This is a genomic window from Acinetobacter ursingii DSM 16037 = CIP 107286, assembly GCF_000368825.1.
GTDB classification, from domain to species: domain Bacteria; phylum Pseudomonadota; class Gammaproteobacteria; order Pseudomonadales; family Moraxellaceae; genus Acinetobacter; species Acinetobacter ursingii.
The window spans coordinates 604185-622632 of the sequence record NZ_KB849717.1; the positions used below are offsets into that span (position 1 = coordinate 604185).

The 18448-nt window shown below is 39.5% G+C and carries 14 protein-coding genes; 8 read left to right on the plus strand and 6 right to left on the minus strand.

Going from position 1 to position 18448, the window contains the following annotated elements:
• Positions 1-80: 80 nt before the first annotated feature.
• Positions 81-668 carry an arylesterase gene (locus F944_RS10420; RefSeq protein ID WP_004990241.1) on the plus strand — a complete coding sequence of 196 codons (588 nt, stop codon included), beginning with the start codon at positions 81-83 and terminating at the stop codon, positions 666-668.
• 36 nt (positions 669-704) lie between these two features.
• On the opposite strand, the gene F944_RS10425 is transcribed toward F944_RS10420, so the two are convergent.
• Positions 705-1319, minus strand: a complete 615-nt coding sequence (locus F944_RS10425; protein ID WP_010588747.1) for a carbonic anhydrase — start codon at positions 1317-1319, stop codon at positions 705-707.
• Between the two features lie 324 nt (positions 1320-1643).
• Here F944_RS10425 and F944_RS10430 point away from each other — a divergent pair, with 324 nt between their 5' ends.
• Together F944_RS10430 and F944_RS10435 are read left to right on the plus strand one after the other, a co-directional pair.
• Positions 1644-2690, plus strand: a complete 1047-nt coding sequence (locus F944_RS10430; RefSeq protein ID WP_004990245.1) for an alpha/beta fold hydrolase — start codon at positions 1644-1646, stop codon at positions 2688-2690.
• 176 nt (positions 2691-2866) lie between these two features.
• Positions 2867-3862 (plus strand): hypothetical protein, encoded by a 996-nt coding sequence (locus F944_RS10435; RefSeq protein WP_004990247.1) that lies wholly within the window; start codon positions 2867-2869, stop codon positions 3860-3862.
• A 62-nt stretch (positions 3863-3924) separates the two neighbouring features.
• Here the strand turns inward: F944_RS10435 and F944_RS10440 are convergent, their stop codons facing one another.
• From F944_RS10440 to nfuA, 3 genes are all read right to left on the minus strand, one after another.
• Positions 3925-5994, minus strand: coding sequence for a TonB-dependent receptor domain-containing protein (locus F944_RS10440; RefSeq protein ID WP_004990249.1), 2070 nt, complete (start codon positions 5992-5994; stop codon positions 3925-3927).
• Between the two features lie 210 nt (positions 5995-6204).
• Positions 6205-8349: a TonB-dependent receptor domain-containing protein gene (locus F944_RS10445; RefSeq protein WP_004990254.1), complete on the minus strand. Its 2145-nt coding sequence runs from the start codon at positions 8347-8349 to the stop codon at positions 6205-6207.
• Between the two features lie 188 nt (positions 8350-8537).
• A complete protein-coding gene (gene nfuA / locus F944_RS10450; protein ID WP_004990256.1) occupies positions 8538-9176 on the minus strand; it encodes a Fe-S biogenesis protein NfuA in 639 nt (212 codons plus the stop codon).
• 161 nt (positions 9177-9337) lie between these two features.
• Here nfuA and F944_RS10455 point away from each other — a divergent pair, with 161 nt between their 5' ends.
• The 5 genes from F944_RS10455 (at position 9338) to F944_RS10475 (ending at position 15009) form a co-directional block, all read left to right on the plus strand.
• The gene (locus F944_RS10455) at positions 9338-9955 is read left to right on the plus strand and encodes a rhomboid family intramembrane serine protease (protein WP_010588749.1); all 618 of its coding nucleotides are present in this window, start codon (positions 9338-9340) and stop codon (positions 9953-9955) included.
• Positions 9956-10139: 184 nt separating this feature from the next.
• A complete protein-coding gene (locus F944_RS10460) occupies positions 10140-11822 on the plus strand; it encodes an arylsulfatase (RefSeq protein ID WP_004990260.1) in 1683 nt (560 codons plus the stop codon).
• A complete protein-coding gene (locus tag F944_RS10465; protein WP_004990261.1) occupies positions 11819-12817 on the plus strand; it encodes an SUMF1/EgtB/PvdO family nonheme iron enzyme in 999 nt (332 codons plus the stop codon). Before F944_RS10460 ends, F944_RS10465 begins: the two co-directional genes overlap by 4 nt.
• Before the next feature lie 148 nt (positions 12818-12965).
• Positions 12966-14498: a hypothetical protein gene (locus F944_RS10470; RefSeq protein WP_004990263.1), complete on the plus strand. Its 1533-nt coding sequence runs from the start codon at positions 12966-12968 to the stop codon at positions 14496-14498.
• Between the two features lie 142 nt (positions 14499-14640).
• Positions 14641-15009, plus strand: coding sequence for a DUF1090 family protein (locus F944_RS10475; RefSeq protein WP_004990267.1), 369 nt, complete (start codon positions 14641-14643; stop codon positions 15007-15009).
• Positions 15010-15082: 73 nt separating this feature from the next.
• Here F944_RS10475 and F944_RS10480 read toward each other — a convergent pair whose 3' ends face one another.
• A complete protein-coding gene (locus F944_RS10480) occupies positions 15083-16420 on the minus strand; it encodes a D-serine ammonia-lyase (protein WP_026039927.1) in 1338 nt (445 codons plus the stop codon).
• Positions 16421-16568: 148 nt separating this feature from the next.
• Positions 16569-18200 (minus strand): inorganic phosphate transporter, encoded by a 1632-nt coding sequence (locus F944_RS10485; protein ID WP_004990269.1) that lies wholly within the window; start codon positions 18198-18200, stop codon positions 16569-16571.
• Between the last annotated feature and the right edge of the window lie 248 nt (positions 18201-18448).

Sequence of the window (18448 nt, forward strand, 5' to 3'; positions counted from 1 at the left end):
CTGTCTGATGCAATGATCGGTCATTTTTTAATATGCAAATTTTAAAACACTTGTTCAAACCCAAAACTGTAAAATACTACATGGTTGCTACGCTCTGTCTGATCCCTTTTGCCGTAGATGCAAAAACCATTCTGATTGTGGGAGATAGCATCAGTGCAGGTTATGGAATCAATCCTGAACAAGGCTGGGTTCAATTATTGCAAAAACGTCTTGACCAACAGTATCCGAAACAGCATAAAGTGGTCAATGCAAGTGTAAGTGGTGAAACCACCAGCGGTGCGCTGGCCCGAATGCCAAAACTACTACAAAGCTATAAACCTGATGTGGTCGTCATCGAGTTGGGTGGTAATGATGCATTACGCGGTCAACCACCTCAAATGATCCAAAAAAATTTGGGACAACTGGTACAACAGAGTCAGCAAGCCAAAGCGAAAGTATTATTATTTGGTATGAAAATTCCGCCTAACTATGGCACGGCTTATAGCCAAGCCTTTGAAAATAACTATAAAGTGATCAGTCAACAATACAAAATCAAACTACTGCCTTTCTTTATGCAAGGCATCGCGGGACATAAAGATCTGATGCAAAATGACCAGATTCACCCGAATGCCAAATCACAAAGTATTTTATTGAATAATGCCTATCCATATATTAAAGGCGCGTTATAACGCGCCTTTAATCAGATCTTTCGTTTACACAAAGAATCAAAAATCAAAAAAAGTCACTTCGCCTGTTTCTAAAGAATATTCTGCACCGACCACAATCATTTTGCCCTTTTCAATCAAATGTTCAAGTACCGCAGAACCGTGACGTAGCTGATTCACAGAAGCAAACACATTTGAACGGACAGCATGCATACATAATTTTGCATGATCATGTTTCAAGTCAGTTTGTAGCAAAATTTCCACAGAAGGACGAACTCGATTGACAATTGACATTAAGTTGTCAGACGGCGGATGATCTGGATTCATCAAAGTATCAACTGTTGCTTGAATCGCGCCACAATGACTATGTCCCAATACCACAACCACAGCACAATCATAACGCTCGGCTGCGAACTCAACACTTCCAACCTGTGAAGGCGCAACGATATTGCCTGCCACACGGATCACAAACAGATCGCCAAGCCCCTGATCAAATACAATTTCAGCAGGCACACGCGAATCAGAACATCCCAAAATAATGGCAAACGGATTTTGGTCTTGAGCCATATCGGTACGTTCTTGATGCGATAATAATTTGCGGTGAGTCACTTCACCTGTCGCAAATCTCTTATTACCAGCTTTAAGACGTTCAAGCGCTTCCTGAGCAGTGATCATTTGTTTTGCCATCAAATAATGAGTTCAAAATAGTGTAATAAGCTAGACTGTGAAAGTCACTGACAAAAACTAAACTATGACAATCTTTCTCCATTTTGATATTTTTTTAATCAATTTTTGATAATCACTTGTTGTCTATAAATTTATTTACATTTTATTCCTACAATAATACGACCTATTTATCACTTTTTGAGTCTGAGCAGATGACCAAATTGACTATAATTCTTCTATATTTTTTTTAGCAGCAAATGACGATGATTTTGTCTTTATTTCATAATATAAAGACTCAAAAATAGCGTCAGCAACTTTCAAGGATGAAGTTTAATGACTTTCCGTGTTCCTCAAATCAACTTTTCGTACATATTGGCATGTGCTTTTTGTATATGTATCGGACTATTTGGGGGAAGTTTACAGATCGCTCATGCCGCAGACTGTCATTTTAATTTACACGATGAACTACAACAGCAACGTAATTGGGCAGGCTTAAAAACCAAAACGCTCAAAGTAGATGATATTACATGGGTCTATAGCGAAGGTGGTGCATCAAATAAACCAACGATTTTATTGATTCATGGTTTAGCAGGCAGCCGTGATAACTGGAATTCAATTGCCAAAGTATTAACCCCTTATTATCACGTAATCATTCCTGATCTGCCTATGGCGGGCGATACCATTGTTCCAAAGGATTTTGATTTATCTGTACCCAATGTCACTGAAAAACTTCGACGTTTTACCGAAGCTGCACATGTGTCTAATCAAATTAATATTGTGGGGCATTCAGTTGGTGGAGCGATCGCGATGCTCTATGCATCACAATATGCGTTTGACACACAAAGTCTATTTCTCATCAGCAGTGCGGGGGTTTATCATTCCGCCAATACCATTTACTTGAAAGATCCAACTTATCTCAAACAATTGATTGTTTCCAAGAAGGGCGATCTGAATTATGTGCTGAATCAAGTCATGTATCATCAGCCATTTTTGTCCAATGATTATAAAAATGCGATGGAACAAAATTTAATCACCCATGCGCAGGAAACCAGTAAAATTGTCGATCAATTGGTAGCACTTAAACGTCTATATACACCAGATACATTTTCAGTTTTAGCTCGCTCGATTGAAGCGCCCACCTTAATTTTATGGGGTGCAGACGATAAAATTGTCAATGTTGAAGCCGCGGGTGAATTAAAGAAAATGTTGAAACGTGCCGAAGCACCGATTATTTTAAATCATGTCGGACATATGCCGATACTGGAAGCGGATCAATTGGTTATTCAATACTACTTGCCTTTTTTGGAAAAAACCCAAAAACAGAAAAATCCACTAACCGACCCTTTGGTGTCCCTAGGTAGACATTCAGTTTCCGATTAAAACAACAGATGAATCACTAGACTTGTTTCATCATTGTTTAAACCCTCTTTATTTTTCTCACTAGGGGAGAAAAAAGGGAGTTATGAAAAAAGTCTACTACACATTAAAAGTTAAACATGCAGAGATGATTTTTAAAGTAAAGTGTTTAAAACTCAGACATTCAATTTAGAGATATTATGAGCAACCCGATCATTGACCAATTGATAGAAGCACAGCTTGATTTTCTGGATCAGGAGTTTTCTCAAAAAACGACGATTCAGTCTGAGTTTTCTGAATTTTATCATTGGTTTAGAAAGCAACAATTAAAAGATTTATGGTCATTTGAACAAATTTATCATTTGATTCAAACGCAAATTTTAGATACTGCTGCAAGTCCCTTTTTAATCGAGCAAATTACCGAACATATTCGTTTTGCCTTGATTCATCCAAGCAATGATCAGACAACGATTGAAGATATTATCCCTGTGGTAACGATTGACCATATCGCCCAATATGTAGCCAGTAAAAGCGAACACCGTAAAGCACTGATTAAACGCATTACCAATAATCCTGCATTTTCAACCATGGTGACGCAGCTCATCCAACATTCCATTCAGGATTATCTGGATAATTCCCTCATGAATAAAAAAGTTCCCGGTGTTGGACGTTTTATGAAAATGGGAAAATCTGTACTTGAATCTGTAACCGACTCCAATCTGGATGACACAGTCGCTAATTATTTACAAAAGAACATTATTAAGTTAAGTCAGCTGAGTGAAACTGTACTAAATCAGCATTTTAATGATGAAAAGCTTTATCAATTTCAGGCCAATTTATGGCACAAGATCAAAAAATTACCTGTAAATGTTGTGCGTAATTATATTGAAGTCAATGACTTGCCTAAAACTGTGGGAATGGGTCATGAAATCTGGGAACACATCCGCCAGACCGATTATTTAAAACAACAAGTGCATGATGGTGTCTATGCATGGTATGCACGTAATCAGGAACGTTCTTTTGATTTGTTGTTACGCGATATAAATATCAATGAAGAGTTAATTCAAAACCAACTGACTGAATTATTAACCCCCATTATTCAGGAAATGGTTCAATCCAAACATTTGCGTGAACGTGCACGACATTATCTGGAAAAGTTTTATTATTCTGAACAGGTTAAAAATATTCTTAAATGATTGATCTAAAAAGCCGCTGATGCGGCTTTTTAGGTGGTTATGACAAGATTGGGATGCAATGATTAGAAGTTGGCTACGAAACTAATGCCATAACGACGACCATCAAGCAACTGGTCACCATCAGCATTTTCTGCTTTTTCATTTAACAGGTTATATACACCAAATTTACCTTTCAAATTTGAGGTAAATTGATAGTTAAAACCAACATCTAAAAACTCATAGCCAGGATTTGGATTAGACATTGATGTACGGCTTAAATAAGCAGAAGTTTCGCCGCGATAATGCAAACGTGACCAGATATTTAAAGCATCATTAATGTCGTAATCAACTGTAATGTTAAACATATGTTCAGGCATTTCGTTTAAAGGACGACCTTTAAATTCACCCGATTTAATTTCTGTATCTGTGAAAGTATAATTTGCACTTACAGTCATATACTCGTTCACATCTGATTCTACAGTTGCTTCGATCCCTTTAAGTTCCGCTTTATCAACATTGATACGGTCACTAATAAAATAGAATGGTATCGCACCTTCGGCACATTTCCATGCGGCAACATTATTTCGGTTGGTTGTAGAGCCATCTGTATCTGTTTCACAGGTACGAACTTCGGTAATTTTATCTTTAAACTGAGTGATATACCCTGTTAGTGATGCTCGAAGATAATCATTTTTCCAGTTAATCCCAAGTTCGGAAGATACACTGCTTTCTGGATCAAGCTCTGGATTGGCACGAATGATACCGCGTCCTGTAGGTGTTGGAGAACCACCACCACCTGTGACGCTATAGAAACCTTCCGTTGCTGAACGAATGTCAGGTTGTTTATATCCCGTGGAAACGCCACCTTTTAATGTTAAGTTATCATTGAAGCTATACACACCATATAGGCGCGGTGAAAGATTTCCTTTGTAGTTTTCATCATAATCATAACGTAAACCACCTGTGAGATTAAAACGATCGGTCATACTCCAAGTATCTTCCAAAAATACAGCAGCAGACCAGCGCGTCAGTTCACTAAAAGTTGGAATGTTTGGATTACGGTTAGTCGCTTTGTCATTTAATGATTCATCTTTATAGTAAGCACCAAAAGATAAAACATGATCGGCTAAAGTCCAGTTCCATTGGTTATTGAACGTCCAAGTCTCTAGTTCTATACCTTTAGTGTCTAACGTAGTATTTTCACGGTCAGGATTTTTAGAATTTTCGTACTGTAAATACGTTGTGCTATTCAGGCTGTCTGTGTAACGCCCATTATGTGTAATCGAATAAACATCGCGATAATTACGTGAAGATGAATCAGCTGCATTGGCTACAGCTTCCACTGTTTTTCCGACCGTCGATTTACTTTCTTGTTTAACAAAATTGGCATCTAAAGCAAGGTCATGATGATCATTTATCAAATAGGTTAAACGTGTATTTAAACTTTCTCGTTCATTACCACGAAAACCACCGACATATTGGTCTTCTTCACGCTCTTGTTTATTAACATTGAGTTGTAAACCTAATTTATTTGGAATAAGTGGTCCTGCAAGATAAACCGATCCATTTTTAATATCTCCAGCATCGCCTTGATCCTGAATGACCGTACCTAACTCAACTGTACCTGTCCACTCATCACTTACTTTTTTAGTAATGATATTGATGACACCACCCATGGCATCCGTACCATATAACGTTGACGCAGGTCCCCGAATAATTTCGATACGTTCAATTGCCGCTATTGGTGGCAAGATATTTTTTTCAAATCCGTTATCATCCCCATTAGGGTTTACATCTTTAGAATATTGACGTTTACCATCGACCAAAAATAGCGTGTAGTTTGATGACATACCACGGATACTGACCGTCTGAGCAGAACCTGAACCTGAAATGACCACCCCTGGCGTATTTCTAAGCACATCAGTTATATCGTTATATTCACGTTTATCCAGCTCTTCACGGCTAATGACGGTCATAGATGCAGGTGCTTTAGAGACGTCCTGTTCGTAACCTGTAGCAGTAACAACGATGGTCTCAAGTTTTACCTGTTCCGTCGGTTTGTTACTGATCGCACCATCTTGATTAATTTCAGTATTTGCAATAGCAGACATACTTGACAAAACTGATGCCGCTAAAAGTGAACGCCGAATCATTTCCCACCCCTTATGATTTCTTAAAAACTTAAAATAAGCTTAAAACTCGCAGGCATTTTAGCAAACAAATTGTAAAATTCAATAAAAACGAGAATTATTATTATTAATGATTTAACCAACAATCAAATTATTTAGGAAATTTTAATAATAAATTTTAGGTAAAAAAAGACGCACGAGGCGTCTTTTAAGATTCTTAGATTAAATTAATTCTTAGAATCGATATGTCATTCCCACAAATGCTGATTGACCTTCTAAATAGTATCCAGAGGTACTTCGCGCTAACTTTTTGTTTAACAAATTATTCATACCTGCACGGATAGTAATATCGTCATTGACATCATAATTTGTCGCTAAACCCAAAACTGTATGGGCTTTTTGCAACGTTGTATCTTTCGTGACTGTGGTTGAATATTGTTTTCCAGTATATTCTGCTAACAGGTTTACCGCCCAAGCATCATTAATAAGATAGTCTAAAGAAGAAGTCGCTGTTAATTCTGGAGTATTAATTAAGGCTGCACCTGTATCCAGATTTTTTGCTTCAAAGAAGTACGTTGCACTATTGGTCCATTTGAGTTGATCAGTCACAGGGATTGCTGCACTAAACTCCAGACCTTCTGTTCTTGCTTTTTGTATATTTCTGAGCTGAGTCCACCAAACACCATTAATTCGACCTAGCGGTGCATATTCAATTTTATTTTCAAAGTCTGTGTAGAAATAAGTCAGATTAATATCTGTACCAAAGCCTGTGTAATTCACTCCAATTTCATAGTTTGTGCTTTTTTCTGGTTGCAAATCAGCATTGCCCGCCATATAACAACCACCAGAAATGTATCCCATTGAAGCTAAAGAGGTACAACCATTACCTCCTGACTGCGTTGCAGCACCAGCAGTACTTTCTTTAATGGTAGGTGCACGAAAACCACTTGCTACTCCACCTTTAATCGCCCAATCTTCGCTTGGTAAAAAGACCAGATAAGCTCTTGGACTATTATGATCCCCAAATTTTTCATCGTGGTCATAACGATTACCCAAGGTTAATTTAAATTTATCACTCAAATCTAAAGTATCTTCAATAAATACAGCCCATGTTTTACCTTCGAGCTTAGCATTACCAGCATAATCCGCACCATCATAGCTAGGTACTACGTTACCATTGGCATCTTTAATCGGTGTACCAATTGTATCTGTATTATTAAGCTCTGATCGACGCCATTGTCCGCCCAAAGTCAACTTATTCGGTACAATGAGATTAAAAGGTAAATTGACCTGTCCTTCAACAATTGATTCATTGGATTTTGCGGTTAAGCCATCGCCAGATTGATCATAATCATTGTAATAAGCAGATAATTTTGAGGTAATTTCATGTCCCCATTTGCCATCCCAAGATGCCACATAACCTTGTTTTTCTAATTTATCAGCTCCCCAACTCTGATTTGTATTTTGACCAGTGATTGCTCCTGTTGCTCCATTTTGGGTAGTCACTCCTTTGGCTTTTAAATTCTTTTCGATACCGTAGGTCGCTTCCAACGATAAATCATGATTTTCATTTAATCGAAAGTTTAATTGGCTACCGAAGTTATTATTAACGTAACCTGTTGTACCTTCAACATTATTTAAATTTGCATCACCACCTCTAGGAGGGCTGGTTACTGTGTAACCTTTATCAGATTCCCGACGAATCTGACTCGCATTTAAACGCAATCCAACATTATCAGCTAATGGCCCACTCACTACAGCACCCGTTTGGAAAGTACGTCCTTTATCTCCAGATGTCGTTGGCTGGGTATAATTATAAGTTGCACTACCTGTCCAGTGATCCTGAATTTTTTTCGTAATGATATTGATTACACCTCCCATTGCATCTGAACCATAAAGAGATGACATTGGCCCCCGTACCACTTCAATCCGTTCAATCATATCTGGAGTAATCCAGTTTAGATCCTGTCTTCCTAAATCTGGACGATAATTGGTATCACGTGATGAACCAATCCGCTTACCATCAATCAATATCAGTGTGTAATTATCTGGTAAACCACGTAATTTTATTTTTGATCCGTCGCCATTTGTACTTAAACCACCTGTTACGCCTGGCACACGTTTTAATAAATCGGCCAGACTTGATACTGGACGTTTTTCTATTTCCTCAGCAGTAATCACAGAAATAGAAGCTGGAGCCTCTTTTAAATCGACTGCCTGACCACTAGCAGTTAAAACAATTTTTTCTAATTTTGCTGAATCTGTTTGTGTAGTACTTTGTTCAGCATTTACAGTGCTATCTTCCGCTGCATGAACCATTGAAAAAAGTGTCGCTGCAATTGCAGCTGAGAGAACTGTGCGTAATATAGGTTGAGACATTTTCATCCCCTATTTTAAGAAATATTAAAAGAAGCTTAAAAAAACGATTGCATTGTAACAATTCATATATAAAAAACAATACTAATGATAATAATTATCATTATTTTAATCTATTTTATTTATAAATCCGATTTTAGGCCAAAAAAAAACCTCTAACGAATTAGAGGTTTTCTACATATTTCAAAAAATTATTTGAAATATGCACCTTCCGACTGTGAATGGTCAGTTTGGTCTACGACACGCTGTAACTCAGGTATATGTTGACGTAAAGTAGTTTCAACACCTTGTTTAAGAGTCACATCAATTGCTGAACAGCCCTGACAACCGCCACCAAATTTAAGTACAGCAGTTAAACCTTTTTCAGAATCATTTTGTACTTCTACTAAAGCACAATTACCCCCATGTCCTTCCAAACCAGGATTAATCTCTGACTGAAGGATATAAGTAATACGCTCTTCAATCGATGCATCAGGCCCGACACGCGGCACTTTTGAGTTAGGCGCACGGAAAGTCAATTGACCACCAAAACGGTCTTTGTTGTAGTCAATCACGGCATCTAATAAATAAGGAATAGATGGCTGGTCAATATAAGCAGGAAATGCAGCATAATCTTGTTTATAGTCAGTCGGCACGACTTCATCAGGCGCACTATATGCCATACAACATTCAGCACGTGGAGTACCTGGATGCTCAACAAAAATACGAACGCCAATCCCTGGAGTATTTTGTTTGTCCAACAAGTCACTTAAATACTCTTGTGCAGTTGGAGTAATCAAAAGGTTGGGAATTTCTTCTGCAACCACAGTGTTGGTGTTCTCAGTCGACATAATCATGATCCTCAAGCTGAAGCGCTTATTTTAACTGAAGATGCGGGAGAATTAAAAAAAATCAACCAAAATTGTCGGATTTATTCATAGGAAAATATGTGCTCTGTTGTTTTTTAATGGCATTATGGCAGTTAACGTTAATATTATTTATAAATTTCACTATGTTTCATTTGCCTTTTAATCATACGATTACGCTTATCGCGATTACCATGATTGTCTCCCTCATGGCCTTTTCCAACCAGAATATCATGAATCGTCTGATTTTCTGGCCGCCAGCCATGCAACGTGGACAATATGACCGCTTTATTACCCATGGCTTTGTACATGCCGATGGGACTCATTTATTGTTTAATATGATTACCCTGTTTTTCTTTGGCAGTGTGATTGAAAGTTTTTATCGTCAGTTTTTTTACGATCTTGGCTTTGTGCTGTTTTATCTAGGCGGTCTGATTTTTGCAATTTTGCCAAGTTATTTAAAACATAAAAATGATACCAATTGGGCAAGTTTAGGGGCATCGGGTGCGGTTTCAGCAGTACTTTTCGCCTATATCTTGTTTGAACCCTGGAAATTGATTTTGGTATTTTTTATTCCTGTGCCTGCGATTATTTTTGCAGTTTTATATGTGGGATATAGTGTCTGGTCAGGTAAACGTGGCAACAGTAATATCAATCACAGCGCGCATTTGTGGGGAGCAGCTTATGGTGTAGTGATGACCATCATCTTAGAACCTCGTTTGATTCAGCATTTCTTAAATAAGCTGACTCAATTGCCTTTTTGATTTGCTCTCTTTTTTAATTTGATTTCTATCTTTTTGAAGCCCTTCGGGGCTTTTTCACAGTCAGGAATTTAGTTATATCAAAAAATGTTCAGCATTATTTATGCAGACGTTTCCCAAACTAATTATTTAAAAATTCAAAACAGTATGGTTAAGCTGGGTTGAATTTTACAATAATACTTTAATCATGAAAAAACAACCACTTGTATTAAGCTTAAGTTTCATCCTTTTAAGTTTATCTTTGAGTGCGTGTCACGATAACAATGACACATCTGCTACATCTACGCCTGTGGTAGAAGCAAAAAAGCCAAACGTTTTATTCATTATGGCAGATGATCTGGGTTATTCAGATATAGGGGCTTTTGGTGGAGAAATTCACACTCCGAATCTGGATGCTTTAGCCAATGAAGGCCGTTTATTGAGTGATTATCACACTGCTCCAACTTGCTCTCCAACTCGATCACAGCTGATTTCAGGCACAGATCATCATTTGGCAGGTATTGGAGCGATGGCTGAACTTACACCCAGCCATCTTAAAGGGCAGCCAGGTTATGAAGGTTACTTAAATGAACGTTCGCTATCGATTGCCGAAGTACTACGAGACAATGGTTATCGAACATATATCAGTGGAAAGTGGCATTTGGGGTTAACGCCTGAAACCAATGCACAAGCGCGCGGTTTTGATCATTCATTTACCTTGTTACAAGGTTTTGACTTGCACTTTAAGCGTACCCCAACAGGCTATAATCGCAATGCAACCTACACCGAAGATGGTCAAGTCATACCATTGTCTTCTTTGCCAGATAATTTCTTTTCAACCAACTATTACACTGACAAACTCATTGAATACTTAGACTCAGGCAAGAACACTGGTAAGCCATTTTTTGCCTATGCAGCATATACAGCCCCACACTGGCCAATCCAAGCGCCAGAAGAATACCGTAATAAATATAAAGGAATCTATGATGTAGGTTATGACGCCATTCGCAATGCACGTATCGCAAAACAAAAACAGTTAGGCATCATTCCAGCCAATTTTGTTCCCGCCGAACCTATTGCAACAGCAAATGCGCCTGCACAGTCTGGCCGATGGAATGAACTCAGCCCAGAACGTAAGGCGCTTGAAGCGCGTAATATGGAAATCTATGCAGGTATGGTCGAAAATCTGGATGCCAACATTGGACGCCTGATTCAATATTTAAAAGCCAATGGTTTATATGACAATACCTTGATTTTCTTTGTGTCTGATAATGGTGCAGAAGGTTCAACAGGTAGCGCAAATGCAGGCGCTCAGGTGGATAATTCATTGACTGGTTTGGGTACAGATAATTCTTATACCTTTATTGGTCCTCGCTGGGCTGAAGTCAGTGCTGCACCCTTTCATCTTTGGAAAAATACCGCAGGTGAAGGTGCTACCACCGCTCCAGCCATCGTAAAACTGCCTCACCAAAATAAGATACAACCGATTCATAACAGCTTTGCATCGGTCTTGGATGTATTCCCGACCGTTCTGGATTATGCCAATATCAATATTCCACAAGGTCAATATAAAGGTCGCAATATCAATACGCCAAGCGGACGTTCGTGGAAAGCGGTTCTGGAAAATAAAGCAACAACGATTCGCCCTGACGGATTCAGCTTTGCAGATGAACTACATGGTAATAAATATGCGAAACAAGGAGACTGGAAAATCGCATTACAAGGCAAAGCCAATCTTGGTACTGGAACATGGGAGCTATATAACCTGAAACAGGATCGTGGTGAGAATCAAAATCTGGCAAATACCTATCCAGATAAAGTTCAGGAATTGATTAAAGTCTATCAACAATACACGCAACAAAATGGTGTAAAGGAATATCTTGTTCAATGAAAGCGGTATTCCTTTCAATTTTAGGCTACAGCTTGTTACTGGCTGGCTGTAGCCAAACATCACAACCTGCATTCCCTAATAAAAAAGAGGATCCTACACCAGCCTTATTAGCACTTGGCTCACTTTCAACCTGCAAAAATTATTCAGGATTGCCAAATCAATGGCGAAAGAATAATCATGCAGGTATGGTTTGGGTCGACTCGGGTACAGTCAATCTGGGTTCGAATCTGGCTTATCCCGATGAAATTAATTTTGGAGAAAAAAAGCGGCAGGTAGCTGGCTTCTGGATCGATCAGACTGAAGTCACAGTGGCACAGTTTGCAAGCTTTGTTCAAGCAACAGGCTATATCACTGATGCTGAACGACAAAAACAGGCTGCGGTATTTTTACCCGATGCTAATCATCCACAACAATGGTGGCAGCTTAAATCTGGCTACACTTGGCAAAGCCCAAATGGACCACAAGCAGAAAAAGCATTACCCAACGAGCCTGTCCGTTTTGTCACGAAAAATGATGCCGAACATTACGCTGTCTGGCTAGGTCGGGATTTACCTTCTGAAATAGAGTGGGAATATGCCGCCAAAGCAGGACAAACTCAAGATACCCCCTTGCACCAAGCCCCCATGGATCATCATCAACATCCCCAAGCCAATTATTGGCAGGGTGAGTTCCCATTTCACAATACAAAGCAAGATCAATTTGAGGGTGTCGCACCCGTTGGGTGTTTTGCGGCAAATAATTTTCAACTCTATGACACGATCGGCAATGTCTGGGAATGGACATCTTCTGTTTATCAGGGTGCGCATGATGAACACATGGGAGATTATCAACATCTGCGCCAAACCAATATACCCAGCCAGAACTTCGTGATTAAAGGCGGCTCATATTTATGTGCAGATAACTATTGCGCACGTTTTCGTAACAGTAGTCGCCATCCGCAAGAGTTTGATTTAGCCACCAGTCATGTCGGATTTCGTACCATCATGAGAGCATAATACAAAACCTCAGTATCTTAATTTACGAGTAGACACCAGATTTAACGCTTTCTTGCAATTTTGGTAGTTAATGCCAACCCTGAAAGTAAGTTGGCATAGATAATGTTTACATCTGTATATTAATGCCATTTAAAGTGAGTTTTTTTGCATGTCCAGTCCAATTGAAGGTTTGCAGTTCCCAGTCAATCCTGCAACTCAGAAGCCAAGTACTTCACAAACAGGCAAAGCAATTGTCTCGGAAGCATTGTCTTTAGTGGATCATAAAATTTCTCAACAGGCTGCAAAAGAAAAAGACTGGCGTAAAAATTATCCGACCTATTTTAAGGCTTTGGTCGAACTGGGTATCGAAAAAACAGTCAACCCGATTACCATTGCAAAACAAGGCTTGCATAAAGCACATCATAGTTTTGAATTTTATCGAAATGGTGAGCAATACTTACTCAAAGATGTACCACGGATACCTGATATTGCAGAATTTAATACAGTGATCATTAAAGGTGAAAGTCAGGAAAAACCTGAATGGTATGTGCCTTATCATGGTCAAAAACTACAAGGACAAGCACTGCTTGATCAAATTTCAAATTGGGAACAGCGTGGAATCATTGAACCGAGTCATGCCACAGCATTAAGAGAAGTTCATGCACATCCTGAATGGTTCGATTTGTCTGATCGTACTATGGTACTTTTTGGGGCGGCATCTGAAGCGGGCCCACTAACATGGCTTGCCAAATGGAAAGCGAATATTGTCGCGGTTGATTTACCCAATGCCAAAGTTTGGGAAAAAATATTAACCACCATCCAAAAAGACAATGCCACTCTCATTGCACCAAGTCTGAACCCTATCCATGATACAACCCCGTCTTATGACCTTAAGGACAAACTGGGTGCAAACCTACTGACGCAATTACCTGAAATTGCTGAATGGCTAATCAAATTTGAACAAAGTCTGGATTTAGCAGCCATTGCCTATCTGGATGGTGAAAAACATGTCCGTGTTTCGATAGCAATGGATACGATTATGAGCTTAGTGAGTGAACGCAAAGCCAACACCAGTCTGATGTTTATGTGCACACCGACTGATGTCTATGCGGTACCTAAAGAGGTTGTTGCGGCAGCACAGCAAAAATCTCTGGATCGCTCTAGCCTGCAAAAGTTACTGACCAAAGGGATTTCGACACTTTCACTCAAACATTTCTTTAAAACCAACGATTCAAGTCTGATCGCTTCTGATAATGGGAAAAAATATGGAATTGCAGATTGTTTAGTGCTTGAACAAGGACCAAACTATGCCTTGGCAAAGCGGATCCAGCAATGGCGAGCAACATTGGCGCGTCATCAAGGACAACGCGTGAGCATCAATATTGCACCCTCTACTACCACCCATTCAGTTACCAAGAATCCGTTGTTAAAAGCAGCATTTAATGGCGCTGATTTGTTTGATGTCGAAGCCTTTAGTCCAGAAACCACCAACGCAATTATGGCTGCACTTTGGGTTCATGACTTAAGAAATGATCAGGCTTTTGCCAACCCAGAAATGCCACTTGAACACCCTCTAGAGTTGATGATGGAAGGTGCTAATCATGGTGGATTGTGGCGCGTGGCTTATCTGGCAAGAACCGCTCTACCTTTTGCTGCAATTTATGGTTTTGTCAGTGATAAAATCCCTTTGAAAAAAAGATAAACAACACTGTTTTAAATGCCAATATTTATCGGATCAGACTTGATAAATTAGGCTTTAAGCATGGCAAATATGATTATTCCTAAGCGTACGTTTAATCAGTTGCCATGTTTAAAGTTGATTTTATTTATACGGTTTTAGTCTGATGAATCATGTCCAAAAAGTAGTCGTTATTTTGACGACAATTATGATCGGGATCTCCCCCACCTATGCTGCAAAAAATTGTGAAATTAAAAAACAAGAACTCAGCAATCAACTTCGTTATGCTGAAAAATATGCGAGTAGCTATCGGGTTGCAGGCTTAAAACGAGCCATTCAAAATATTGATCGTTATTGCCAAGACGACACTCCTACTCAAATTAAAATGCAGCTACAAACTGAGCATAAAATTGAAAAACTAAAGGCCGAACTTTATAAAGCCCAACAAAATCAGGATACCCAGAAAGCATTAAAGAAACAACAAGAGTTAAATCAAGCGCTGTTTGAACTTGAGCAAATACAAACCACCAGTTAATACGGTGATTTGACTGCTTGATTTGAATAAATGCGAGCTTAATATCTCGTCAATGAAAACATCAGTGTAGGTACTAAGTTAGCAGATGTTGACTCTGAAGCAGATATCTTTGCATTTCTTCGGGTGGTACCATCCCTCCTCCTGTTGCCCAAATGATATGCGTGGCATTGGCTAATTGAGATGGCGTAAACTGATGTAATTGCTGATAAGATGTTTGGGCAGTTGTGTGATAGCCCCCCATGAATCCTGCCGCAGCAGAGGGTTCAAGTTGAATCTGTTCTGATTGATTAAGTTGCCCAATCAACGCATATAAACTTTGATCAGAAAGAGTGTAATAACCATCTATCAGTCCTTGCATGGCACGGCCAACAAAACCAGAAGCGCGTCCAACGGCAAGACCATCTGCGGCGGTCTGATTATCCAGCCCAATATCATTGACACTAATTCGATCATGCAACCCCGTGTAAACACCAAGTAGCATGCATGGCGAATGGGTGGGTTCTGCAAAGATACAATGTACGTGCTCACCAAAAGCCTGTTTAAGCCCAAAGCTGACTCCCCCAGGCCCGCCACCCACGCCACAAGGCAAATACACAAATAATGGATGCGCGGCATCGACCACTTGATGACGCTCAAATAATTGCTGTTTGAGTCTTAACCCTGCTACAGCATAACCCAGAAATAAAGTTTTGGAATTTTCATCATCGATAAAAAAGCAGTTTGGATCAGCCTCAGCAGCTTTACGCCCCTGTTCAACGGCGACACCATAATCACTGGCATATTCAACGACATTAACCCCTAAAGAGCGCAGTTTATCTTTTTTCCATTGTCTTGCATCAGCAGACATATGCACCGAAACCCGAAAACCCAGTTTGGCACTCATGATCCCAATTGAAAGTCCCAGATTTCCTGTCGAGCCAACAGCGATCTGATAATTGTGAAAAAAGGTTCTAAACTCATCCGAATCAAATTTTCGATAATCATCTTCTAAAGAGATTAGCCCAGCAGCCGAAGCTAACTTTTCAGCATGGGTAAGCACTTCATAAATACCTCCACGCGCTTTAATCGAACCAGATATAGGTAAATGACTATCTTGTTTCAGCCACCATTGTCCCTGTAATGGAATTTTCCATTGTTCCGAAAGCAGCTGTTGCATCTGTGCAATGCGCACCAAATCGGATTCAATGATACCTTGCTGGTTTTGAGTTTCAGGAAAAACTTGAGCAATAAATGGAGCAAAACGTTGTAAGCGAGCTTCTGCATCCTCAATATCGGCTCGGGTTAGACCCACATGCTGTAGCGCTTGTTTTAATGGCATCTTTTCAGGTGGAAACCAAAATACAGATTGGTATTGCTGTAATGTTTGAATCAATGGGTCTTGTTGTAATTGATCTAAATTTAAAGCAGTCATTTTGATGGGTTTCAACATGGGTTTTTATCACAAGGTAGCAAACATTCGCTAAAAAGAAAGCGATCTTCACATAAAAATTTTAGAGAATAAAAAAGGTCACTGATGTGACCTTTTCAACTCTAAAAATTCAATTGTACAAGCTCGGGATTTATCCAACAAATTGAAGGAACAACCAGTACAGACCACCCGATAAACAAATAGTTGCAGGTAAGGTAAAGACCCAAGCCGATAAAATGGTTTTCACCGTATTAAAGTTTAAGCCAGATTTATTGGCAACCATTGTCCCTGCCACTGCACTGTTCAGTACATGCGTAGTGGAGACAGGCATACCAAGACCATCCGCTGCTGCAATGGTACTCATCGCCACCAACTCAGCAGACATGCCTTGACCATAAGTCATATGGTGTTTACCAATACGTTCACCAACAGTCACCACAATTCGTTTCCAACCCACCATGGTTCCCAGACCCAGTGCCAATGCCACAGCGACTTTGACCCAAGTTGGAATATATTGCAGGAAAGAGTCCAGACTATCGCGGTACTGTTTCACTACTTTTTGCTGATCGGCTGTCATTGCAGGGAGTGCTTCAGCTTTATCCAGACGCTTAAATGTTGTGGTACTTAAGTACATGTCATTACGGATATTACCAATCGCATCTTCAGGAATATCTTTCAAACTTCCATAACTACCGACACGTTGACCCAAATGATCGGTCAAACTGGCTAATGCAGGAACCACTTCAGGAGTTTGCTGTTTGGTTTGAATATACTTGGTCAAAATGACACGTGCTTTTTCATCTTGCATGTCTGTATGCTGAGTATAAAGAACAGAAGAAGTCTGACCAGATAATTGTTCAAAGGTTTGCAATTGCTGAGCATCCAGACTCTTATTTAATGAATAAGCCATCGGCACCAAGCCAATCAACACCAGCATGATTAAGCCCATTCCTTTTTGACCATCATTAGAACCATGCGCAAAGCTCACGCCTGTACAGGTAAAAATCAAAATGGCACGAATGATAGGTGGGGGTGGCTTATTGCCTTCAGGTGGCTGAAACAGTTCAAGTTGGCGTTTAAATACTTTTTTCACCAGTAGGAATAAAATAGCAGCAAAAGCAAAACCGATTAGTGGCGAAAATAGTAAAGCTTTACCCACTTTAATCACCTGATCCATATCGATGCCACTGGTACTACCCGTTGCAGCATTAATCAGATGGTTCATAATGCCCACACCCAAAATCGAACCGATCAAGGTATGTGAACTTGATGCAGGAATCCCTAAAAACCAGGTTCCCAAATTCCAGATAATCGCAGCAATCAGCAAAGCAAAAACCATGGCAAAGCCAGCACCACTGCTGACATTCATAATTAATTCAACAGGTAATAATGCAATAATACCGTAGGCCACTGCCCCGCTTGCGACCATAACACCCAGAAAATTACAAAAACCTGCCCACATTACGGCGACAGGTGCAGGCAATGCGTTAGTGTAAATGACCGTTGCCACAGCATTGGCTGTGTCATGAAAACCGTTTACAAACTCAAATCCCAAAGCAATAAAAAGTGCTGTTGCCAGCAAGATCACGGAATATAAACTAAGTGCAGGCACATGCGCCAAATCAGCATTCACCTGTACAGCGATGTAAATCAGGGTTGCAATAATAACCGTAAAAAACACTGGCATAAAAAACTTCGGTGTGGGTACATGTACATTCGTCGATTGAACATGTCCAGCTTCGACATGATTTGAATCCGAAACGGGAGGAAGATTTGAATTCATGTAGACGGTTCAAGAGGATCGTTAAAATCCCCATATTCTTAAATTAAATTATGACAATTATATGACAAATAGGGGTCTAATGAAGTCATTTTTTAAACACTTGACCTCATAAAAGGCATTTTTTAGTTTAATTTTATGCCAGTACAATCAATAAAAACTAATAAATACAAAAACTTAAAACACAAAAACCATCATGACATTCAATTGTTGTATTTTGAAGCAATGATGATGAAATTATGACAGCTGGT